At 67.6% G+C, this 24,981-nt stretch carries 1 protein-coding gene (running past both ends of the window); it reads right to left on the bottom strand.

All 24,981 nt of this window come from inside a single coding sequence — locus AB0H00_RS15450, alpha/beta fold hydrolase (RefSeq protein WP_357266140.1), on the bottom strand. Of the gene's 129,225 coding nucleotides, 23,822 precede the window and 80,422 follow it; the stretch shown corresponds to coding positions 23,823–48,803 — codons 7,941 (partial) to 16,268 (partial); the first complete codon in reading order (the gene reads right to left) occupies window positions 24,978–24,980. Both the start codon and the stop codon lie outside the window.

Below are 24,981 nucleotides of genomic sequence, written 5' to 3'. Positions count from 1 at the left end.
AAGCTGCCCAGGTCGACCCCGTGGTCGTGGGCGTCCGCCGCGGCCTGCAACGCGGTTCTGGCGCTGGCGCGGCACTGCTCCTGCCAGTGCGGCGGCAGGTCCCAGAGGGTCCTGCGGCTGTTGACATCGAACCGCTCTCGCGCGGGCGTCTCGTCGGTCACCGGTAGACCGTCGATGTGCTTTTCCCGCGGCGTATAGGTTCCGTCGGGCCTGCGGTACAGCTCGCGGTACCCGGCATACCCTTCGGCGGCGACCCGGTCGATATCCATCAGGAGGATGGTTTCCAGCGCGGTGGGGCCGAGCAGCGCGGCGACTTCATCGCGGAGTTCTTCGCCCGCCGGTTCGATGCCGCCGCGACCGACCGGCTTCTCGGTAAACACCATCGTTTCGTGAACGGTCCGGCGCAGTAGACCGTGGGCATCGGTCGCACCACCGTCGGTCTCCAGCTCGGTGATCGTCTCCAGCTCGACGATCAGTCGCCGGGTCCCGGCGATTCCGCTGGCCTGCGCACGGAGTGTGCCATTGCCGTTGGGCAGCAGATCGGAAATCTTCTGGAACAACTCGCCGAGCACCCGGTTCTGCTCGTCCTCGGGCCAATCACCCATCAGCTCCGACAGCGCCCGCACAGCCAAGGCCACCCGCCACGGCTCCTTCTGCCGCAGCGGCGCTTCCATAGCCACCCGGGGAATGAGTTCATCATCGATGGTCACCGACAACAGATCGGTGCCCGAAGCGTGCGCCACCCGCAGCCGCTGAATCGGGAAATCCTGGTCATCGATGAATTCCGGCTCCAGCGAGGCAGCACGGTCACCATCCAGCACGATCCCGACCGTCGCGGCGACCAACTCCGCGGTGGCTTCGTCGATACGCGGGAACAGCGCCAGGACCTCGCGCACCGCGACAGTGACCTCGTCATGTGCCGGACCGACCCGGACCCACACCACGTAACCGCGGCCGCGCGGATACCAGCCTTCCCAGGCACTGGTCTGCTCCGGTGTGCCCTGCACCGACGGCCGGTCCTTGGCAGGAAGGTCGCCGACCCAGGCTTCCAATACGAACGTCGGATTGTCCAGCGCATCGGCTGTCGCCCGCATTTCCAGCGCGCCGCTGGTCCACCGGAATGCCTTGGTCGCGAACGCGGAACAGACGATCACCGCGTCTTCGATCCAGCTCTCCTCCCAACCATCGGTGCGCAGCATCGCGGCCACCAGCATGCTCACCCGGTCCTGGTCCCGCCGGCGGAGGAAGGAGGACAGCCGCTCCAGGAAAGGCTGCCGCTCGACGGTCCACGACACCGTGCGCCTGGTCGGCACGGCGACTTCATTGCGGGGTTCCTCGCCCGCCGGTTCGATGCCGCCGCGGCCGACCGGCTTCTCGGTGAACTCCATCTTCTGGACGACGGTCCGGTGCAGTGCGCGGGTAGCGGCCGCACCGCCGTCGGTCTCCAGCGCGACGATCAGTCGCCGGGCCCCGGCGATCCCACTGGCCTGCGCACGCAGCGCGCCATTGCCGTTGGGCAGCAGATCGGAAATCTTTTGGAACAACTCGCCGAGCACCCGGTCCTGCTGTTCCGCAGGCCAACGACCCATCAGCTCCGACAGCGCCCGCACAGCCAAGGCCACCCGCCACGGCTCCTTCTGCCGCAGCGGCGCTTCCATAGTCACCCGGGGACTGAACTCACCATCGATGCTCACCGACAACAGATCGGTGCCCGAAGCGTGCGCCACCCGCAGCCGCTGAATCGGGAGATCCTGGTCATCGATGAATTCCGTCTCCAGCGAGGCAGCATGGTCACCATCCAGCACGATCCCGACCGTCGCGGCGACCAACTCCACAGTGGCTTCGTCGATACGCGCGAACAGCGCCAGTACCTCGCGCACCGCGACGGTCTCACGTACCAGTTCGGAGTTCTCGTCACGTTCCGTACCGACCCGGACCCACACCACGTAGCCGCTACCGCGCGGGTACCAGCCTTCCCAGGCACTGGTCTGCTCCGGTGTGCCCTGCACCAACGGCCGGCCCTTGGCAGGCAGCTCACTGACCCGGGCTTCCAACACGAACGTCGGATCGTCCGGCGGCCCATCGGTTGTCGCCCACAATTCCAGCGGACCGCCGGTCCGCCGGAATGCCTTGGCCACGAACGGAACACAGGTCAGTACCGCATCCTCGATCCGGCTCTCCGCCCAACCATCGGCGCGCAACATCAGGGTCACCAAGGCGCTCACTCGGTCGACCTCACCCCGACCGCGCATGAGTGGCAGCCGCTCGACGAACCACGACCGATCGATCGTCCACGACACCGTCCGTCGATTCGACGACGGCACACCGGACGGCGGCGGCTCGTGACCGATCGGCACATCGTCGTGCGGCTTGGTGACACCGGGCTCGCCGTTGCCGGGCACATACTCGCCCACCGGCACGCGCCGCCGGTCGGCGAAGATCGCGTGCTCGGCGACGACACCGGGTTGCTGTTGTCCCCAAATGTATTCGCGCTTGATCTCGCGTACCCGGGGGCGTTCCAGGTCACCGACGCGCGCCGCATCCGGCTCCCAGTTGCGCATGGTGAGCAACGGCAGACCAAGCGCATTCACGCCGCCCTCGTACACCAGCTCGCTGACATGCGCGGTCCGGTCGTCGTAGACCCGGACCAGCGCCGCCCGCGCGCCGCGGCCCACCTTCATCACGTCCAGGGCGATGCGGTCGGTGTCCGTCCGCGGCTGCACCGGCTCGTCTTCCAGGACGGGCCTGGCGAGCCCGAAATCTGTCGGCTGCCAGGTACCGCGCAGCCCGGCGCTGAGTTCATCGGCATTCCGGGTGACGCCCGCCAGTGCGCGCGGGTCCGCGCCGGTCCAGTCGGCGATGATGTAGCCGGTGCAGTCCTTCGGTTCGATCCCTTCCAGATCCTCCCGATGCCATGGCGAGGAGAGCCGGGAGACGTCCGGCGAGCGCCATGGTGCAAGGGATTCCGTCCCCACCGCCGCATAGACCGAATGCAGGTGGTGTCCGACACCGGTCGGCCCGAAGTCGTGATCGAGGTCGTCCATCACCGCCGCCACAATGGCCGCGCCCTCCGTGTGCTCGACGAAGGCGACCTCGGGCCTACACCCGGCGTGCGGCAAATGGGCGCGTGGCGGCAACCAGCCGTTGATCCGCTCGATCACCCGGGTCGCGGCCCACTCCGCGTACCCCACGCGCTTCGGCACCACGATCTGGGCGGTGGCCTCGATGCGCCGACCGGTGCCGTCCGGGCGGCCGAGGACGCCCACGGTCTGGTGGTACGCGGCCCGCGCCAGTCCTTCCGCCGCCGCCAGGCCGGTGTGCACCTCCCATCGGCGGGTGGTGTCGAGATCGTTGTAGGCGAACGCAGGCTCGTCCAGCGACAGCAGATGCACCGGTGTCGGCTCGGCACCGGGAATCCGCGCCGCCTGGCGCTGGGCCTGCGCCAACAGCTCCACCAGCTGACCCAGCTCGTCGAACTGCCGCTGCTGCTCGGCCGTGCGCTGGTTCTCCGGCACCTCGGTCAAAGCGGTGATGCGATGCACGATTTCGTACCGGTGGATCCGGTTGAGCCACCGCGCCGGGACACCGGCAAGGTCGATCGGCTGCTCTGGGTGACCACCCTCGGCAAGCGTCCACCGGTCATCGGAGACCAGGGACGCGAAAAACTCCGCAGTGCTGCCGAACTCGTGCCGCCGCGCCCAGATCGCCGCCGCCCGTTCCTTCGCCCCGGGCGCGGGTGGGAACGGCAGGGTGTCGCCCACCGGCGCCACCTCATCGGCAATCCGATCCCAACGCTGATCGATTCTTTCGGCCTGCTTCTGCAGTTCGACGAACTCCTCGGCGACCGTGATCATGTCGGCAAGCTGCTGCTGCTCGTCGTCCGCGGCGAACTGCCGCCGTCGCTCGAACCAGATCTCGCGCAGCGTGTACGGCACCTGGTGGCCCAGTGTCAATACCTCCAAAGGCACTCGACACTGGCCGGCCATCCGGGCAAGGTTCAGCTCGAGGTCCTGGATTCGGTGGAAGACCTCGATACCGGCCACCGCGTCCCAGAAACGGTCCGCCTGCTCCGCCTTTTTCAGAGCTTGATTGAGCTTATGAGCGTCGATGACCATGTCGTCGAACAGCGCTCGCTGCACAACGGTTGCGATCGAGCGGCGGGCGAATTCTTCACCCAGTTTCTGCCACCACCGCTGTGGCGGGCCCAATGTCGCCAAGTCCACCCGGCACTGCCCAGCCATTTCCGCCAGCTGTGCCTGCAGGTCCGCGATCTGCTGCACGGTCTCGATGTCGTCGGCTGCCCGGGCCTTGAGCCGGGTCACCAGATCGTCCAGCCGCCGGACGGTGTCATCGGCCCGCCGGAAGTCCTGAGCGAGCGCGACCAGATCGTCCAGGCCACGGTAGCGCGTCGACTGTTCCGCCGTACCGGGGCGGTATGCCTGCTCCCGCAACGCGCGTACCTCGGTCAGTGCTCCGGGGTCGGCGCCCAACCGCTCGGCGTCCTCCAGGAACTGCGCCACATGCGCCGCATGCTGTTCGCGGTAGCGCTGCTCGGCCTGCTCCCGCTTCGCACCGGCATTGCGGTACTCTTCCACCAGAACCTGGATTCCGTTGAGCTGCAATTCTTTTCGGAAATAGATGACTGCATCGGCCAGCACCTGGTCCTGGACGGCCAGCGCATGCTCGATTGCCTCAGAGGCCACCCCTTCCGGCGAGAGCAAGCGCTCATACCTGGCCCGCTCCTCGAGCCGGTCACGCAAGGCCCGCACTCGCGCCAGCCCATCCGGTTCGAACACACGGCGCATCCCGATCCGCGTCCGGGTGGCATCAAGCTGCCGCGTCATGAGGTCACGCAGACGAGCCAGGTTGGGTCCCAAAACCGGCTCGCCGGAAGCGCTTGCCGGCACCGGATCCGGTACCGCCCGCAGATGCCCTCCGCGCGGCGACCCATCGTGCCGTGGCATACCGAGGATCGCACCGTCCAGGACTGCACCGACCGTCCGCGGACGGCCCTCGGCGTCCCGGATACCAGCGAGCGCCTCCGCGCGGTCTTCGACGAACTCCCGCAACGGCCGCCCCTGAGCATCGAGGCCTGCGGCGATCACCTCCACCGCAGCGGCATCCAGCCGCACCACCTCCGCGGCCAGTTCCGCACCCTGGAACTCCCGCCACACCCCCTTCTCGTCGACATGCCGCAGCACCACAACGAACCGGTTATCGGCATGGCGGCGGAATTCACCGTTCTTGCCCCGGACGCACTCCAATCCGACCGCGTGCCCACCCGATTCGCCGCGACCGACCAACAGCATCCGCGCCCCGCCGCGCTGCTCCAGGTCCGTGACCGCCTCGTCCACCGATTCGAACCACAGCGCCCAATCTCCCACCTCTGCGGCCTCGATAAGCGTCAGCTCATCCACATTTCGCGCCGCAGCGAGCCGATTCACCTCCAGCAAAGGCTCTTTCGGCAAGACCCGCCCGGTGCCCTCAGCGACATGGGCCCGCATCATGCCCGCCACCGGCGGGGCGCAATACCCGATCCCAACCGAGGCGCCCGGCCGCACATAACTGCCCATGCCGTCCATCGGCGAACCTGGCGCGGGCATGCCTGCGGGACGGTCGAGTTCCATACCTACCGGTGCACCGTCCGCGGGTGGTCCCACCTGCCAGAAGCCTGCGTCTTCGTGCCGCAGGTGCGGCGTGGGACCGGTTTCGTCGACGACCAGTCGCACGAACTGCAGGTGATAGCTCTCGGACAGCTCGTCACGGAATTCGGGGTGGTCAAGCAGCAGTGCGAGCAGCGCCCGCTGATGCCGGTCTTCGGTCGCGAAGACGACCAGCTTGTTCTCGGCTGGGACGGTGACGATATTGCCACCCCATTGCCGCGCACCCGGAGTTCGGTCGAGTTCCTCGTCTACCGCGATCAGCGAGACGATGGCATCGGCCTCGTCCGCATGCCGGACGGACGTGGTCCGCGTTTTGTATTTCTCATCGAAAACCAGCACCGATAGCTGGGAAAGCTGCTGGACCCGACCGATGTGCTCGGACAGTTTGTCCGACAAGGCAGTCCGCGCCCGTTGACCACTGCCGAGGGCGGTGAACTTGTCGATCAACCCCTGGCGTTCCGTCGCCAGCTGAGCATGCAGTCGCTGCAGGACCGCGTCCCAGCCATGCTTATCGAGCACATTGGGCCCATCCAGACCTAGGTCCAGCGCCAGCCGAACGCGCTGGAGTTCCGACGCGTCCACCGGCTCCTCACCGGTCAGCAGCCGATAGAGCGCTTCCTCCGGACGCCGCAGATCCCGCCCGTGCGCGGCCATGGCGACGAGCGCTTCTGCCGGCGCTTCGACCGGATCTACTTTGGAAAGCGGAAATAGCTTGAGCAGTGGACCGAGCAGCGGCGCGAAGGTATTCCATTTCCGAAGGCTGTATCCAGATAGTTTTCGAATCCATCGCGAATATCCGGCCCGGACTATTCCCGCTTTCCGAAGCGCCTCATGAGTTTCCCTCAGGTATCGATCGGTCTCATCGGCCCCCGTCTGTCCTCGAGCATCTTGGAGCACATGAGCGAGTTCGTGGAGCAGCAGATCAACCATCGGGCGGCCGGTCCCCTGACGCATCCCGCCCAACAGCATCTCGACCCGATGCACCAACCAAAACACGTGGGGATGTCTCGCATAGAGCCTATTGACGACGAGTCCAGAGACATCGACCCGGCCAGCTTCGAAGAACCAGTTGCGCCGGGTAGTGATTTGGTTCAGCTCGACATCCGAAAAAACATTGAAAACATGCTCGGTAGCGCGGTGGATATCACGGGCTGTCGCGGCCGGAATTTTCTTGTGCAGCAGATCGTCGGCCGCTATTCCATATGAAATACGAAGATCGGACACCATCCAATGCTTGATCGCATCGTCGCCTTCCGGCAAAAATCTATAACGCTGGCGATCCACCAGACGCGGATCCGACCTGATCCGTTTGGTCGGTCGCCGGTCGTACTCGTCGATACGCGTCGGGCGAAGTGGATTTCCTTCTCGATCGAAGATGACGCCGTGAACGAGCAGATCCGCGTCAGCGCTCGGCGAAAACTGCCGCACCACTCCGGCACTCCGGTCGATGATCATGGCCGTGCCATCGAGGTTGGTCAAGAGGTAGCGAGTTCTGCTGCCGCCAGTGCTGTCCACCACCAGAATCGAGAACTGCGGACCCGCTATTCTCAGTTGCCGGATCAGCTCGGCATGATCCCGGAACCGGAACAGTCGGTACCCCGCCCGAGCCTGCAACTCGGCTCCGGTCAGGTGCAGCAGCGGATGCCCGCGAAGGTCGAAGGTAACCGGCCCCAGCCAGTCATCAGTGACCGACCATAGCGCGTCCCCCGTCTCGCCGGGCCTGCCCACCGGCCCGACATGCGCGGGCAGCACACCCGGGTTCGCCAGTGTGGCGGCCACTTCCCGCTCGAGCTGCCCAAGCACCGCAGCCGTGCGGTCATATCTCGAGGCGACCGTAACCAGATACTCCTCTCCCCGATCGACGGTCGATCGCCGGCTGAAATCCGTGGCCCGTTCCGTGAATGGCCCGCCACCCGACAGGTCGAAGCCAATCGACGCGGCGTGACGCTCGAGCTGACCGGACCAATACTCGTACGCCACCACTGCGGCGGTGTGCTCGCGTGCCAGGGAGCTCAGCCACTGACACATCAGGTCTGCATCGTGATACCGCCGGACATCGCGGATCAATCCTGCCCGATGCCCGTCGGCAGTGGTCTCGTCGCCGAGCAGCAGTTCTTGGGGCGAGGTTTCCGAATCGGATCCCAGCTCGCCGACGGCGGCGTCATAGGCCGGCCGCAGCATGGCGCGTTGGACTTCCGCCGCCCGCTGCGCACGCGACAACTCGACCATCCGCTCGGCATAGACTGCCGGCTTCTCGGCGGCTCGACGCTCGGCGAGCGGGATATCGGTCGGGACGCCGCGGAGCTTGCCTTGCAGCGCCTTGGCGTTGCGGATCGCCAGCGCCCGGTCGTCCTCGATGAACTCCGCCAACTTGTTCCCGTTGCCGTCGACGCCTGCGACGATCACCTCGGTCACATCCCGTTCCAGGCGCGCGAGCTCCTTGGTCAGGTCCGCGCCCTCGAACTCTCGCCACCAGCCGTCTTCGTCGACGTGCCGCATGACCACCGTGTTTTTGCCGTTGCGGACCACGCGTTCCAGTCCGATGACGTGCCCACCCTTGTCGCCGAAACCGACAACCAGTGCGCGCACACCGCCGTTGCGCCCCACCTCCTCGACCGCCTCGGCAAGTGGCCGGCCTGCTTGGTCTGGGCCTGGTTTCGTGAACCACAGCGCCCAGTCCCCCACCATGGCCGCGGAGATGAACACGTCCTCGGTCACATTGCCCGCGGCGGCGGAGTCTTTCAACACCAGCTGCGGCAGCGCGGCCAGCAGCGACCCGGTGTCCGCTCCGACATGATGCCGGGTCATCGCTGCCACCGGCTCCGCGCAGAAACCAACTCCGACAAAGGTATCCGGCGCGATCACGGCGCCGTTGTCCGCCGCTGCCTGTTCGGTGGTGTCGGCATCGGGTTCGGTGGCCGTTCCGGCGAACAGGTCGGGCAGTGCTGCCAGCCGCGTGTCCAGGGCCTCGGTGAGCCGATCGACCTTCGCGCGCAGCGTGACCAGGGTCTTCGCCATCGTGGTCATGGCGCCGAGCCGTAGCGCCCGATCCATCGACAGTTCCTGGGCGGTCATCCGCTCTAGTTCGTCGACCAGATCCTGGCCGTCGCCCAGCCCGCCCAAGGTCGTCTCGGCCTCGTCCGCGAGCTCCTCCAGCTCGGCCAAGGTCCCGTCGAGTTCGGCCACGGTGGCCTGCAATTGTTTGACCACGGTCGCGATTTCGTCGCGCTGGTCATTCAGCAGACTCACCCGCGCGGCCCAGCGGCCCGCTTCGCCCGAGTCGACGGGCGAGATCCGGAACTGCGAATAGGATTCGCGCAGACCGTTCTCCAGCATGTCGACGGCGATAATGTGTGCGTTCGCGCGGATCAGTGGGATCAGCTCGGCGTTGGCGATATCGAGGTCGTGCAGGCGCAGCGCGGTCGCCAGCAGCTCCTGGTTCGGTGCGTGTTCCCGACCCAGCTGCTCGACCCATACCGTCACCTCGTCCGGCGTCAGCGGGCGCTGCGGCTTGGGGACCGATCGTTGTCGGTGCAGCAGGTCGGAGAAGGCCGTGGCCAGCCGGACGCGTCGGACCGGCAGTTCCTGGATGGTGGCGGCGGTCACCGCCTCCGCGGCGACGCCGATCCGCGCCATGACCGCGCGCCGGGCTTCACGCTGCCGCAGCGCGTCATTGCGCAGCCGAACCAGCCACTCGCCCAACACAATATCGATACCCCTCGGGAAATCCTCGGGCAATGTCGCGGTCGTGGCCCGCACCGCGTCGGCGAATGCTTTCCGGCGCGCGGCGAGGGTGGTTTCGCGGGCGTAGATACGGTCGATCGCGGCTTTGAGCTGGCGGGTTTCCTCGAACGTCACTCCCAGCGTGGCCAGGGTCAGCTCCACCCCGCCCGCGTGTTCGGGCCGTACCTCGATGTTCCCGGTCCGCCGCGCCAGTTCTCTCGGGTCGAGATCCGCCGGATCGGTGCCGAGCGCCTCGGTGAGTTTCTCGTGTGCGTCGGCGAAAGCCTTTCGGATATGGGCTTCGATATCCGGTTCGGGCAGTTCATCGTCGGGATGCCAACCGTAGGCACTCATGACGCTCTCGATACTGATACCGCGCACTCGTGCGGGCAGTTCGCTCTCGTGCTCGACATCGAGTACCGCGGCGGCCATCCGGTTCAGCCGCGCCACCTCGGCGAGCACCTGGTCCAGTTCCGCCTGGTTCGCCAGACCGTGCCGCACCTGGGCTCGGGTGTAGTGCGCCAGGGCGTCGACCCGGTCCACCAAGGCCGTGGTGTCGGCATGGGCGTCGTAGGCGCGGCCGATGCCGGCCACCCATCGCGGCGCGACCGGCAGCTCGCCCGGCACGGCCAGATGATCCACGATCGCACTGGCCAGGGTGCCCTCATCCGGGTTGGCCGGGTCCAAGCCGAAGCCATCGCGGCCGGTGACGGCCACGACATCATCGACCAGGTCCACCCCGCGCTGGTTGCGCAGTGTGATACCCGGCCGCTGGTGGCCGGTGACAGCGTCGCCGCCTGCCGGGGTCCCGCCGCGCAGTGCACGGACCTTGGCCAAGGCCCGTGCGACCACACCGACCGGCTTCTCCACGACGGGCGGCGGGTGCAGTGGGCGAGGCGGCAGCGTTGCGGGTGCCCGTTCGGCCAGCAGGGCGTCGATCCGGCCTTCGACCCCGGCGAGCAACACGGTGCGTTCGTTGAACTCGACGGCCGCGGCATGCGCGGCGTCGATCCGGTACAGCGCCTCGACTGCCGCGCGGGCCTCGGCGTTCGCCAACCGCGGGTACCGCTGGAACTCCATCAGCAGCTCATGCACCGCTTCCGGAGTCAGCTCCTGCGGCACCTGCCCGCCGAATCGCCGGGCCAGCCAACCGGGATCGACTGCGGCGAGCAGCTGGTCGTGGCGCTGTGCGCGCAGGTACCGGAGCACGCCGGGGCGCTGCGTCGGGCTGCCCCATTCCCGCCACGGCAGCTCCTCGTGGCGAGCCACCGCGCGGATCCGTTCCCGCGCCTCGGCCCGACGGTTGCGCAGCAGCCGCTGTTCGTCCAGCAGCGCGTCGAGCCGACCGGCCAACTTGCGCAGCCGATCCTGTCGCTTCGGCGCCATCGCCTGCCACCATCGGTACCCGGCGGCCTCCAGGCCACCCAGTCCGGTGAGCCGGTCCAGCAGCGCTCCGGCCCGCTCCGCGTGCCGGCCTGCGCCCAGCGCGGCGACGCGGCGGCGCAGCACCGCGGTCGTCCACTTCATCCCCGCCAGGCCGAGCAGCTGCGCCAGCTGGTTGCCGACCTCGGCTGCCCGGTCGCGCATCGGGGTCGTCTCCCTCGGCGCGTTCGCCAGCACATCGGCGTCCTCGCCGAACACCGCTAGGTGAGCGTCGCGCAGCTGGTTGAACTCCGCTTCCGCCGCAGCCTGTTCCCGCTCTAGTTTCGCCAGGTCCTCCAGCAGCGAACGGATGTCGCGCTCCCGGGCCCGGGCTCGTACCAACTCATGCGCCAGCCGCAGGATCTGGTTGCAGCGCAGCAGTTTTCCCTCTGTCGCGGTCTGCGGGTCGCCCGCCAGCAGCTCCAGTTCCCGGATCGCCGCCGGGTCACCGGCCAGCACGGCTTCGGGCGCGATCCCGAGTTCCACACAATCGGCGGCCAGCGATTCGATCGCGTCCCGGGCGTTGCCGGCGCGGGCGTCGGCGTCGGACCACAAGGTGCGCAGTTCGGTGGTGCGTGTGGTCAACGGCACCCGCAGGGCACGCTCGGGCTCGGCGAATCGGACATGCGACTCGTAGCTCGGCCGGAAGGTGACGATCTGGTTGCGCAGGTTCACCGTCGGCCGTCGGGTGCCGAGATCGTGTTGCGCGACCGCCGTGATCTCGGCGGCATCCAGATGCGTCCGGATATGGAACGTGGCGTCTGCGGCGTACGGACCCCAATTCCGGTAGTAATCCCAGGATTCCACGACGCCGTCGAGGTCGCGGGCCAGCTGGTGACCGGCCACCGCCGGTGTGGTCTCGGGCGCCAGCCACACCAGCGCGCCGCGGGTGTCGTCCCGGTCGTTCAGCCCCATTCGCGCGTACCCCAGTGTCCACGACGATTCGGACTTGGACCCCATCACGGTGGCGGTGATCTCGTTCACCATCGGCCTGCCGAGGAAGAACATCAGCGGACTATCCGGATCGTCGGGCCCATCGGTGGCCAGCACATACACCCGACGCGCGGTCCTCGCCGCCCAGCCATCCAGGTCGTGCAGGTCGAGATCCCGGGTTTTCAGGGTCCGCAGCCGGTCCCGTTCGTCGACGCGCAGCTCCCCTCGCTCCTGCGCGGCCAGCAGATCAGCCAGTTCCGCCTCGACCAGCGCGCGGTTCGCCTGGTCACGCGCATCCCAGGAGACGCCTGGTGTCGTGGCCACCCATTCCGGGAGTTCGGCGATCAGCAGGTTCTTCTCCTGCGGGGTCAGCAGCCGCCACCGCCGGTCGACCACCGCGGCGGACCGGCCTGGCTCGATACCGGCGAACAGACCCGCCCAGATCAGGATCGCCTGTTGCCGCGCACTGCGGACGGTCCCCGCCAGAATGGCGTGCCGGGCATGGTCGAGTTCGACCAGCTGCCAGGCGAACTCCTCGACCGCGTCGACGACGATCTGGATGGTGGACAGGAGCGCCAGCTGTGCGGCCGCGTTCGCGCAGTGCAGCAGTTCCGCGTCGTGCTTCAGCGCATCCTCGACCTCCTGTAGCTCGGTATAACGCCAGATCCCGGTAGGCACATCGCCATCGAAGATCACGGCCAACAGCTTTTCGTCGATCCGGCCGATCTCGTCGATCAGCCGCTGCTGACCCTCCCGGCGGATATCGAGCAGGACCGTCGCCCGGTCCCCCAGCGGCGCCAGCCCACCCAGGTCGACCCCTAGGTCTTTGGTATACGAGATGATCTGCGATTCACGCATCGCGATCTGCTTGCGGATCTCCTCCCGCGCCAGCGCATTGGCTTCCAGCAGCTGGGCGGTGCGGTGCAGCTGCCCGAACCTGGACGAGTCCGTGTGCCGCAGACCGATTTCCAGTGCCTCGATGGCCTCGGCCCAGACCCGGGCCGCGACAAAGGCGCCCGCGTGGTCGATGGTGTCGTCGAGCGCCTGCAGCTGCTGACCCATCGGGTCACCGGTCGCCGGGGTCAGTTCCCGGACCCGCGCCGGGGTCAGCAACGCCGGATTCATCTGGTGCAGCTCGGCGAATCCCGCGCCCAAGCGGCCACGCAGAGCGTGCAGCCGGGCCAGGTCCTCGGGTGCCACTGTCGCGGTATCGACCTCGAAATCGACCTCGGTCCGCGCTCCGGTCGCGGCAATCGCCGCCTGGGTCACCTCCCGCTCCCACGCCGTGATAGCACGGGTCGAGGTAATCGCCGACCCCAGTTCACCACGCGGGATCTCGGGCAGCACCACACCCCGCTGGTCGACGGGGGGGATCCAGCTCGGATCGGTCGGGGTCGCGCCCACCCAGAATCCCTGTGTAAGGGTGAGTTTTTCCGAGCCGGGCAGCCGGAACGACCGGCCTTCCGAGTCAGCGGCCATCGTCCAGACGCCCGTGATGTCGGCGCGGTGTATCCGACGAGTCCGGTACTGCGCCCACGATGTTTCGACGCCATGCTCCTGGACGGTGACCGCACCGTGGTTGTACTCGAGCCGCAAAGTGTGGCCGCCGACCCCATGCCTGTCGGGCACCGCATAGCCGATGACCAGCAAAACCGAGGCGCCATTGCGTTTGTCGGCGTCCAGTTTGCCGACCTGGCGGCGGAAAGCGTTCACCACCGGCTGCAACGGGTGCAGCGCGCCGACCGGGAACTGTTGCACGTCCGCCCAGGTCATATCGGCGTCGGCGATATAGTCATCGAGCCGAACACCCTGTGGGCCAGCGTATTCGGGCACAATGATGTCGGGGTTTCCAGTCCGGTCCCGGTGCACCGTGAGGGTCAGCTGCACACAGTCGTTGCGGCCGTCGCCCGAGTCCGGGAGGCGGTGGGCACGGTCGCCATCCTGGAGTTGCTCCTGAGCGGGTGTGGACAGCGCCTGCGCCAGGGCGGCGTCGATCCGCTCGTCCAGGTCGCGGATCGAGTGGCGCAGAACATCGCAGGTGTTGTCCACCGCGATCATCTCGTCCAGCAGCTGGAGCCGAGCGGCCGCCGCACGCAGTTTGTTTGTCACCAGCGTCTGTCTGGCCTGCGCCGCCGCCAACTGAGGCAGCTGCCCGGGTGCCACATTGTCGACCCCGACCAGCCGTGCGAACTTGCCGACCAGTCGCAACTGCCGATCCCACTGGTGCGCCAACGCGGCTCCGGTGGCACCGACACCGCTGTCGCGCAGTGTCTCGTTCGCCGCATCCAGCTCCTGCTGCAGTGCGTGACGACGACGAGCCAGCTGTTCGATGCCCCGGATCTGCGCCACCACCGCCGGAGCGGGATCCGCACCGCGCAGATGCGCCTCGTGCAGATCGTCGGCCAGCATGCCGATCTGCTTGGCGCGCACATCGGCGGCATCGAACTGCACCCACAGTCCGATCACCGCATCCAGCTCACGCAGCGACCGAACCACTTCGACAACCGCCGAATCAATCAGCTGGGCCTGCAGTTTCGCGATCAGCCCGGTAAGCCGACCCGGCTCCAGATCCACCGGCCCGACCCCGAGCTCGACACCGAGCTGCGCAACGAAGTTCGCCGCGATCCGAGCCCGATCCCGTCGCAACTCCCGCAACCGCCCCGGCCCAACTGTCGGGTCGACCCGGAACGGCACTGCGGTTGTTTCCCTGACTCCGAGGATGATGGCGGGAGGCTTCTCGTCCTTCAGTGCGGCGCGCAGGTATTCGCGTTCCAGTTCCGCTTCGTCGCGAATCCGGAGCAATTCCGCGTCCAGTTTCGGTGCGGTCGCCTCGGCTAGGACGAGGTCCAGTTCCGCTTCCAGATGCGGCAGGGTGACGTCCCGGGCGTGGATCTTGTCGTAGAACCGGACCAGCTCCCGCAGCTCCAGGTATTCGGTGACCGCCGTCGAGCGGTCGATAGTCGCTTGCCGTGCGCCGGTCACTACCTGCTTGCGCCGTTCCTCCCACGCAGCTCGGTCTTCGGCACGCTGCTCATCGGTCATCCCGTTGGCGCGCTGTTCGTCGGTGAGCGGTTCGGCGAGCACACCCAGGTGCCAGTCCACCTCCTTCAGCTCGCCGGTCACCTGGTCCCGGTGCATGACCGGTACCGCCCCAGCATTCTCCAGTACCTCGTCGGCGATCAGCTCCGGATCGCCGCGCAGCCAGAGCAGTTCGACCAGCCGGGCCTTCGCACGCCGGAACTTCGCCCGGATCTCCACTTCGTCGAACTGCTCGCCCAGCAGCACATCACCGAGCTGGTCCAGCACCGTGTCCTCGGCGTACAGCGCACTGTCCGGCGGCAACGGCACCGCGTCGCGGCGGTATTTCGCCACGTTGACGGCCTTGCCGCGTACCCGCCCCAACGCTAGATCCTGCAGTTCGATGTCGTGGATGCGCTGAGCCAGACCCTCCATCCGCTGCACCGCGCGACGCAGCTCGGTCGTGTCCAGACCATTCGAATTCGCCTGGTACAGCAAGGTTTCAAGCTGAGTGATCCGGTCCGCCCGGCGGCGCAGCCAGTCGGCGCGCTGGACCCTAGTCACCAGTTCGTACGGGAATTCCTGCCCATCACTGTCCCGCTCCTGCGCGAACAGCTGTGCTCGCACGATGGAATCCGCGGGCAGCAGCAACCCGAGCACCGGGTCCTTGTGCAGCTGGTCCCACAGCAGCCGGTCCCGTTCGCGCATGATCCGCAGCGCGGAACCGATATCCGTCGAATCCGACGGCGGCGGCGGTGGTGGGGCAGGCGGCGCGGCCGGGTGGACCTCCGGTGCCAACACCGCCTCCGCGCCGATCAGCGAGACCGGGTAGTCCGCGCCGACAACAGCGTCGGAACGTTGCCCCTTGGCGAGCGGCCGGGCTGCACGACCCGGGTCACCCTTCTTCTTGCCCCGCAGCAGCACGATCGCGTAGCTATGCTCGATCAGCCGGCGCATGAGGGCCCGCCACTTGTCGAAGAGAATCAGCTCCCCGCGGTGGAGCACCTTTACTTGACCGTCGACTTTCGTGACAGGCACCGAATGTGATCCGGTCTGGTTCGCCCGATTCAGTCCTCGCCAGGTGACGGTCAGCACCACCGAGGCGACCTCGTTGTTCGGATCGTCGACCAGATCACGAATTTGATCCAGGGTGAGATTCTTTTTGTCCCAATCGGCGCGGGCCGACTCGGCGCCGGATTTGCCTTCTACCCCACCCGCGCCTTCGACCAGGTCGTCCAGCGCGCCTTCGGGTTTGCCGCCCGCGGCATCCCAGGCGTATTCCATCGACTCCCGGAAGCAGGTCGGCGCGGCGGTCGGCGGAATGGTCACCGCCGGGCAGATGCCGTCCCTGGCGCGCATCACAAGCGCGTCGACATCGCCGGGGTGCGCGGCATTCCTCAGCGTTTCCAGCACGACGTGCTTCCGGCGCGAGAGTGCCTCGTACTCGGTGTCCGCCTCGATCAGATCGTCGTACCGCATCAGCTGCGCGGCCGCGTTCAGCTGCTGGGTCTGCTTCTCGGTGTCCGGCTGTCGCTGACGGCGGCGCTGTTGCTGCTCATCGAGCAGTGCCTGCCGAACCTGTTGCGCCTGATCGGGGTTCAGTGCCTCGGGTGGGTTGCCGCCGAAGCATTTGGCCAACCATTCCGGCTCGAGCGACTCCACCAAATGCCGCAGTGCGACACCGCGCATGCGCTGCAATTCGGCGAGCCGCTCCGGGTTATTGTCAAGCGTGGTCGAGAGCAGGCGGCTCTCCTCGAACAGCCTGGCTTCCCGGTCGGCCAGCTCGGCCAGCTTGGCGAGGACCCGGCGCAGCTCGACCGACAGAGTGTCGTAGGTGCGAGCTCGCGTCGCCAGCTCGGCATCGGTAGCGGACTCGGCGGGCAAACCCCGAACGCCCTTATTCGCCAATGCGCCACGCGCGGCGATCAGGACCTCGATAGCGTCACCCTGTCCGACAAGTTCGGTAACCGGACGGGTTCCGGGCCTGGCCCGCCTGCGCAGCTCACGCAACGCTGTGACCGCCTGAGCCAACGCGTCGGCGTCGGCCTGCACGGTCTGCGGTGGCTCGCCGTCGACCTCGTTGTGCCGGAGCATGACGAACATCGCCTCGTTCGGGCCCAACTCCCGCTCGACGGCGACGCCGATAGCCTTTCGTATGGCGGTGTCCCGTTTCGCCGAGATCTCGGTAGCGTCCGACACCACCCCCAGTACCCGGGTGGCACCCACGGCATCACCAACCACCAGTCCGAGTCGACCGTTCGGGAATGTCACCAGTCGCACCGGCGGCCGATCACCCCGGTCCGGGAGCTGGTTTTCGGCAACGCGCAACGCTTCGGCCATCGACTTCAGCCGCGCGAGCCGTCGGGCCTCGACGACATCGAGAGTGCCGTCTTCGGCGCGGTCCTCCAGTTTCGTCAGCTCCGCATACCGTTCCGGCCACACTTCCTCGCGCCACAGTCCTGCCGAGAGGTCTTGCGGCACCTCAGGTGTCGTCTCCGAGACATCCAACACCGCCGCCATATCGGCCATTGCGGCCTTCAACTCGGCGGTGACCATGGGGTAGAGCGCGTCGAGCGTGGCCAATTCCTGGGCGATCGGCATCATGTCGTCCAGGCGCACCAGATGGATGGCCACCTCGCGGCGCAGCGTGGTGACACTGTCCGATCTCGGGTTCCTGACGAAGAACTTCTTCATCTGCCGGGCCTGCTGCGGCGTCAGCTCGGTGGGCAGGTCGCCGCCGAAATTGGTTTGCCACCATTGCTGCCCGAGCAGCTGCAACAACCACTGCTCTTGCCGCCGCCGCATGCGGCTGACAATTCCCGGCCGCCACGCAGGCGAACCCAGTTCATCCGGCCGCAGGTGGCTTCCCACGATCAGCCTGCGCAGCTGCTGCTCGGCTTCGGCCCGCCTGGTCTGGATCTGGTGCTGCCGCAGGGCCGGGGGCGCTACCCGGTCCGCCCAGTCGTTGAGCACCACCGGTGTATCGCCACGCCCGACCAACCGGAACTCCGGCACCCGGACCCCGCGGCGGCGGAAGAGACCGACCAGCGCGGAAATCTCCTGTGCGAGTTGCGCTCCGGTGCCCTGTGCCACCAGCACCGGCCTGGCCTGCGCGGGCTGCGACGACTCGCTCCCGTCCAGCGCCTGCTGCCGCTTCTGGTGGTCGAAACCCCGGAATACCCCGGCACGCAGTGTCGCGGCGGTCGGTTCCCCGCCCAACAGCAGCACATCCACCTGGGTAGGTGCGGAGTCACCGGGGACCGGGTCGAGCGGTCCGAGCGCGACACAGGTCGGCTGCGTCCGGTCGCCGTTCAGGTTCAGCGCGAACGGTTGGATCGGGAGCCGGTTGCCCCAGTGCATCGCCAGACCGAGCACATCCGCGATCGTCTCCAGCCGCGCCAGCCGCCGCTTCTGCCGAGCGGTCAGCGGTTTGCCGGTGTTGTGCAGTCGGGCGATTTCCCGCTGCAGCCACTCCCGATTCGCCAACTGCCGGATATGCGGCGGGACACCGACCAGCTGGGCGATCTCCCTCGGCTTCGACAACACCAGCGCGTGACGCAGGCCGTCATGCGCATCCCACCATTGCGCGACCTCGGGTGCGGTGCGGCCGGTCAACCGCTCCCACGCCGCCTCGGCGGCCCGGGCTTCCACGGCATTGGGCCGGTCGAGCTTCAGGTTCAGCGCCTTCGGCAGCGGATCGGCAGGCGTGGCAGGCACACCGGATGCGTGCACCTGGCGGGACAGCCGCCCGGCCACGGCCGTCCGCAGCTCGAGCCGCTTATCGGTGTACGAGTTCCGGTAGGAGTAGTAGATCTCGGTGACCGGTTCATCGCCGGGCAGCGCCGGGGGCCGATCCGCATTCCATCTCCGGACGGTGTCCACCAGCTCGTCGGCGTCCGCCCGCACGGCTGCGTCGTATGTTTCCGCCCTGGCCTGTCCGCTCTCGATGTCGTCGATCCGGAACATCGCGAACATCGCACCGCGACGGCCCGACCCCCATTGTTCGGCGAAGGTTTCGACAACCTGGTCCACCGTCTTGCCCAGTTCGTCGCGGGTCGACACGACAACGGGCGCATAGCCGGTCAACACCGACTCGTGCTCCGGCACACCTGCCACCATCATGATCCGACCGCGCGCGCCCTCGTCACCGTGGTGGAAGGACATCAGCCCCACCGGCAGGTCGATGCGGCGATCGGCGAGCCCATCGCGGAAACGGTCGTTCACCAACTGGACAATGTCGAGTTCCCGCTTGCGCTCGACCTCGACATCAGCGAGAGTGCCCTCCACACCGCGCAGATCGTCCCGCTCGGCAACCAGCGCCGAGAAGTTCTCGTCGCACTGTTCCACTGTCCACGGCGGGCCGCGCTCCGGTGGTAGCGCGCCGATGAAGTCCGGCGGGGCCTGGCCCGCCGCGACCAGCGCCGACCAGTCCGCCTCCGGGTTGAACGGCACATTCGGCACCGCTTTGCCATCGGCATCGATCCAGAAGCCGATTCCCCACACCTTGCCGAGCCGGAACCCGACCCGGGATTCCAGCCATGCCGCCACTTGCTCCCGCCCGCGCCAGTACCGCAGCTTCCCGTATTCCCGCTCCCACGCCACCACTTGGCCGTTCTCGTGGCGCAGCCCGGCGGCATGATGCCCGCGACGGCCCTCGAAGCCCATGGCCAACTCGAACGCCCCACCGGCTTCCGCCTGTGCCACCGCCTTCTCCAACGCCGCCCGGCCACGACCCAGGTACTCCCAGCCCGCCTGCAATGCCTGGGCCCGCTCCCAGCCCTGGACGCCCTGCATGTCGATGCGGACGCTGTCGGTGAGCACTGTCGTCGACAGCTCGAGCCCGTGCGCCGCCAGCCATGGCCGGATCTCTTGGTCCACGACCACCACGCAGTTCAGCGCGCCGTGGGCCAACAGATCCGGCAACGGCCCTTCGGGGCGCCGGTATTCGACCGCCGATTCGGCGCCGTCGACAGGGGGCAGCGCCGCCAGCAACCGCTGCACCTCCGCCGCGATGACGCGATCGATCGCACTGTGGCTGCGGTCGTCCGCCAGCCGAATCTCGCCGAAACGCTCGCGATCGGCGTAGCGGATACTCTCCCGAACCCCCAAGCTCAGAAGCACATCATCGTGCGGGCGTGGCACGTGGGTTGAGCTTCCAGCCCAACTGAACTCGCCCTGCTCCCGTGGCCGCTCCAACTCGGCCGCCCGCTCCAACTCGGCTGCCGCCGCCCGCTCCAACTCGGCCGCCGCCGCCCGCTCCTGCTCGGCCGCGGCCTCGGCGCGGGCCCGGGCCCGGGCCCGGGCCCGGGCCCGGGCCAGATCCTGGGTCGGTGCCGCCAAGGCGGCGGACAACTCGGCTTCCAGTCGCGGCAATGTGACGTCCCGAGCGTGGACCTTGTCGTAGAACCGGACCAGCTCCCGCAGCTCGAAGAATTCGGTGAGCGCGGTGGCCCGGTCGAACGCCGCCTTCGTCTGGTCCAGTTCGTCCTGGACTTCCTTCAGCTTCTTGTCCCGAGACGCGTTCCGGGCGGCGATCTGCTGCTCGGTCAGGCCCTCGACCGGCTTCGCGTAGACCTTCACCCAGGTATCGAGCTTCAGCTGAATTTTTACTGGGTGCTGCACTCGCGCAGGCGCTTTAGCTTCCAGTTGGCTATCGGTCAGCCGCAGGAGATCCACGGCGGATCCGAGTCCGATCTTCTCAGCCAATCGGTCTTTCGCCTGACGGAACTTCTCCCTGATGTCGTCCCCATCGAACTGCTCCCCCAGCAGCGCGCCCGCGAACTGTTCCCGCAGCGGCGACTCGTAGTACAGCTCGCTGCCTTCCGGATGCTGGATGGGATTCAGCCGGTATTTGGTCAAGTCCACGGCGTGGCCGCGCACCGTGCCCAGCGCCAGATCCTGGCCCTCGATGTCCCGCACCCGCCTGGCCAACTCGTTGAGCCAGGTGATCTCATCGACCAGCCTGCGGAACTCCGCGGCGTCGGTGCCCTCGGCAGCCGCGTCGTGCAGCTGCTGCATCAGCTGGGCGATCCGGTCCGCCCGCTGCTGGAGGCGCTCGGCTTCCTTCAGCCGAACCAGTAGCTCATGCGGGAACGCCTCCGCGTCCTCAGCACGTTTCTCGTCCAACTGTTTCCGCAGCCGCACATCGGCAGGCGACTGCGGCTTCAACAGCGGCTTCAGCATCGGGTCTTCGCCCAGCTGCGCCACCACGAGCAAGTCGGTGGCACGCAAACCCAGCAACTCGGCAGCGAGCGCGTCCGGAGCGATCAGCGCGGTGACCGCGTCATCCCGGGTCGGCGGGGGTGGTGGTGGCGGTGCACCTGGCGGCGCGGCCGCGACCATCGGCCCTGGTGGGCCGTTCAACCGCTGCCGGGGCATCGGACCGGTAGGAATCTCGCCTTCGCGGAGCGGGTGGCGCGGAAGTCCGTTCAGGGATTCGATACCGAAGAACGCTTCCGCATCGACCATTTCCCGCCGCGCCCACGCCTGGACATCCTCCGCGCCCTGAACATTTTCCGCGCCCTGAACAGTTTTCATGCCCAGGTAGAAGCGCTCCTCGCCATCACGCCACTCCTGCACCATGATCTGGTCCAATTCATGGTTCCAGGTGATGGTGGCCGTGTGTGCGCCCCGATTTCGGGTGTAGTCGACCCCGACCGTCACGGTCATCCAGATCTGTTGCCTGCCAAGCCTTTCCACCTCGGCGATGACCGGCATGATGCCGCCTTCGTACTGAATCCAATGGCCGCGCCGGGCGATCGCGACATCGACCGGATCATCGCCCGCGAGGGAGAACTCGCGTGGCTCAGTGGACGGCTCGACCGGGGCTTCGCGCCGGGCACGGCGGTCCGCAGCCTCGCCGGTCCGCACCGCATACGACGAGCAAGCGCCCTTCAGCCTGATCGATTCGGCAGTGGTGGGACGCTGCGGAGTCGTGACCGCAGGGTCGTCGACCAGCCCGAGCACCTGCGCCGGGGTCTGGGCCAGGCCGTCGGTCAGCACCTGGTCGATCGAGCGGACTTCGACGGCGCAGGTGTAGAACGTCTGCTCGGCCGCCAGCATTCGGTGCACCCAAGCGACCCCGGCGAGCCACCGACGGTGATCGTTCGTCAGGTCCGAACGCAGGATCAGCTCCCGTACCCGCTCGTCGGTCAGCTCGGATACCTCGGCTATCTCCCACGCCGACAACTGCTTCTGCCCGACTCGAGCCTTCAGCTGCTGCTGCTGGCGCTCCAGCTCGAACTGCAGGCGGCCGCGCACGGTGTGGTGGTCGGAACGTTCGCTGCCCGGCCGCTCGCCGTTCGTGTCGAGGGCATATTCCCCCAGCACGAACCTGCCGTCCTTGCGCGCCGCCGGCGGCTGATCCGCCAGGGTCTCCAGTCTCTCCTCGGCTTCCTCGCGCAGCTTCTCGACCCGAGCCCGCTCAGCCAGCAGGTAGTTGAACCGGCGCACCCGCTCCTGCAGGCGTTCGGTCTGTGCGGTCCATTCCTGGTACTTCTCACCGAGTTCCAGCAGCGCGCTCAGGTCTGCGTACCGTCGCACCGAGCTCGGCTGGTCCGGGTCGACCAGTTCGGCGGCGGACTGCCTGAGATCCCGCACTCCATCCAGGTCCAGCGGCGCGGCCAGCAACAGGAAAACATCATCGGGGAACTTCTCGCCGAACTCCGCCAGATAAGCCGCACGAGCATCCTCGAACCGCTCGCGGGTAACGACACAACTGGCATACCAGCGACGCAGGTTTGTCTGTTGCGCCGTGATCGCACGAATCCGCCGTCGCAGGCCGAGCAGTTCGGTGACATGTTCTTCCAGGGCGTGGATGTGCAGCCACTTGTCGGCGAACTTACGCTTTTCCGCCGCGATGTTCCCGTGGCCGAGATTGATCCTCCACTGCTCGACCCGCTCCGGGGTCAGCTCCCCGAACTTTATGAGCTTGCCCGCGGCCACCTTGAACTTCTTGTTCAGCTTCGCGCGTTCGCGGGACAACCTCGGCGCGGTCGTGTCATCGACCGTCTTCGGGTCGACGCCGAACTCCTTGCCCTTCTGCCGCAGCGTGACGCTCAGTTTCGCCGCCGCGAGCTCGGACTGCGCGCGGTATACCGACAGCCGCCCCTCCAGGGTGTAGCGGGACCCCTCGGCCGATGCCTTCGCGGCGCGGAATGTCTCGTCGAGTTCGGCCTCCCAGATGCGCAGCTGCTCATCCCGCTGTTCGACCCGGTCATTCCAGCGCAGCAGTGCCCGATCCCTCGCGGCGGACGCCGCGAGCGCACGTTTCTGCGCGCGGGCGACACTGATCTGCGACACATCGGCCTGGGCGATGTCAGCGCGCAGCCGCGCCACTGTCCGCCGCCCCAGCCGCGGTTGGACATTACCGTCGAGGTCGCAACCGCCACGCTGGGCCGCCTCGAGCAGGACCTGATCCGGCCATACCGGTTTGTCGCGGAGCTTACGAATGTCCTGGGTCAGCGTCGTGATTCGATCAGCCTGCTCGGCCAGTCGACGGTAGTCGCCGACGAACCCAGCATCCTGCTCGGACCTTTCATACGCTTCGAAGAGCCGGTCTTCCAACGCATCCACCCGGGCGCGCCAGTCGAGCAGACGACGCATTTCGCGCAGCCACTGCACCATCCGGTGCAGGCCGATGAACCGCTCGTCCGTGTCGACGATGCTGCGCAACTCGTCCGACATCGATTCCGGGGCAAGGCGAACCCGCAGATCCGCCCGCTCCTGTTCGACTCGGATGTCGTCATCCAAGTCCTCCGGCGAGACATCGACCAGCTCCGCGTACTGCTGCTGCGCAGCGGCTAGGTCCTGCTCCAATTTCCGGAAAGCCGGGCCGCCAGCCAAAAGGTGGTCGACGTTCGCCAATGGGTCGAGTTCCCCCACCATGTCAAGCAGCCGCACAATATCGGCGGTCACGTCGCTGCGCAAGACAACCAGTGCCTCCGGCAATGCCCCGGCAGGCTGCGTCTGCTCCGGCGCAGGCTTGCTGATCAGTTTCCGCAGGAACTTCCCGGCGCGGCCTGGCTTACCGTGCGCGTGCGCGGCGAAGTCCTCCGGCTCGTTGCCGCCGAAGGCATTCCACACCCCGAACTGCCGCACATCGAAACGGGCACCCTTGGGCAGCCGCTTGGGCACGAACGGCAGCACCTCCGCCGCACCAGGGGGTTTCGGCGGTGGTGGTGCGGGAGCCGCGGCCTCCTTGTCGAAGTCCTGGATGAGTGTGCCGCGGGTGGTGTCCGTGGTGACTATCAGATGGTCGCCGACCAGCTTTATCGTCACGGTGCCGTCGGCATCGACACGCAGCCCGCTGGTGCGGTGCGACACCTCGGACATGACCTGGGTGGCTTGGCGACCCCAGTCGGCCAGGAACTCCGGAATCAACCGCATCGCCAGCGGCGGCCGAGTGAGCCGCTCCTGCACCAGATGCGTGTGCACCGCGACCACCAGCACACCGTCCGGCCCGCGGGTCACATCGACATCCACCAGCGGACTGCTATCGCTGTCCAACACCCGGATCCGGCGGCCGTTGTCGAGGTCGACCACCGGCGCGAGCACAGCTCCGGTGCTGCCCAAGACCGCCCGCAGCACGGCGAGCACCCGGGCCTGGGTGGTGGCGTCCGGCTGCAGCGCCTCGGCCAGCGTGTCCTGGATCCGGGCCAGCTGCCGGGCCTGCGTCTCGACCACCACAGCGGTCGGCGCGTGGGCGGGCGCACTGTGCTGCGCGGAACCGTCCAGGTCATCCACCACACCGACGAGTTCATCCAAGCCCAGCCACGTCTCTGTGCTGGAGGACGGCGGTGGCGGCGGTCCACCCGGTGGCGGGGGTGGGGCAGCGGGAGCTGCAACCGGCTGTTCCAGCGGGTTGTCGACCGAATCCCATGCCGTGCCGTTGAAGGTCTTCCACTCCGCTTCGAGTTCGGCGAGTGCCTCGCTGCCGCCACGCTCCTCCGGCTGTTCCGGAACCTGCACCTCGGCGTCGCGACGCCGGCCGTGGTTGTCCAGTGCGTAGCCGACCTGCAGCGGGTTCTCCGCGATCCGCGGCAACGTCCCCGGCGCCAGTCGCTCCTCCGGGGCACCGACTAGCACCGGCGTGCCGTCCGAGCGTCGCGCGTCGGCCTGCGCCGGACCCTTGAACACGATCACCTCGACCCGCACCGCATTCTGCGGCTGCTCCCACTCCGCCCACAGTTTCAGCACACCGACCCAGCCGTCGTGCTCGAAC

Origin of the sequence: Nocardia sp. NPDC023852 (assembly GCF_040639505.1) — a bacterium.
Lineage (GTDB): Bacteria > Actinomycetota > Actinomycetes > Mycobacteriales > Mycobacteriaceae > Nocardia.
This window is presented reverse-complemented; position numbering and strand designations above follow the sequence as displayed.